The 926-nt window shown below is 43.5% G+C and carries 1 protein-coding gene; it reads left to right on the top strand.

The genetic code is table 11. The features are described 5' to 3' along the window. A partial coding sequence (locus tag JK635_RS15105) for a hypothetical protein (RefSeq protein ID WP_202654798.1) occupies positions 1-926 on the top strand: 926 nt, incomplete at both ends.

Raw genomic sequence — 926 nt, 5'->3', positions numbered from 1 at the left:
CTGAAAGGGTTCGTAAGGTTGAACGCTTTTCTCCTCTCGAAAGAGCTTTGGAGGAGTTTAAGGTTGGATGGCGCGCTTTGAGAAGAAAAAGTTCAGTATCTTCCGGAACCTGTTACAAAATGCCAATTGCTCCAGGGCTTCGACATATCCAGAATTTGTTTTGCCTGGCAGACGACATAAATCGACCTGAAAGAAACGTACTAGCTAATCAGAATGAAGAATTTTGGGAAAAATTTTATATGAGCGCATGTCAGTCATTAACGGGAAGTATTGTGATAGAGCTTTACCCGGACTTTTACAAGAGTGATGAAAGAAGTGGCGCCAAGGTGCCGCACTACTCGGAGATGAATATAAAAGGCGCAGTTGACGCTGCTTTCAAATTGAGATTGAAGAAAGGCAGTGGAGGACAGAAGCTCATTTCATTTATGTTTGCTGTGGCGGATGAGACGGTAGCCAAGGCAATCAAAAAAGAATTGGATGCTAGGGCGCTGAACTTGCCGAATGGCATAAGTCAAAAAAAGATCGGTCCGGTTCTTCAAAATGCAGATAAAAAAGAGAGCGTTGTTGCGTGTAATGAAATTGAATCGCGGCCTGCTGATAATCAAGCTGAAGAGGAGCGGGGAGGACGCTATGCTTCTCCTGAGCGGAAAATGGTAATGGCAGAACTGTTCAAATTGTCCAAAGCTCGGAAGAAAAAAGAACTTCAAAGGATTTCTCAAAAACTTTCCAAACTTTCGAAAGAAGATTTGGCAGAAGTGCTTGAAGAGCAGGATGGAGATAAGCTCTATGATGCTCTTGAAATAATCATTGAGACGCAGCCGAAGCCGCCTAGGCCAATTATTCCAGAAGATATTCCTTCGCCACAAGACATGGCTCTTGATGCTGTTGTCCAAAAAGCGCTAAGCGAATACAAAAGGAATCGCTTG

Origin of the sequence: Neobacillus paridis (genome assembly GCF_016765675.1) — a bacterium.
Lineage (GTDB): Bacteria > Bacillota > Bacilli > Bacillales > Cytobacillaceae > Neobacillus > Neobacillus paridis.
This window is presented reverse-complemented; position numbering and strand designations above follow the sequence as displayed.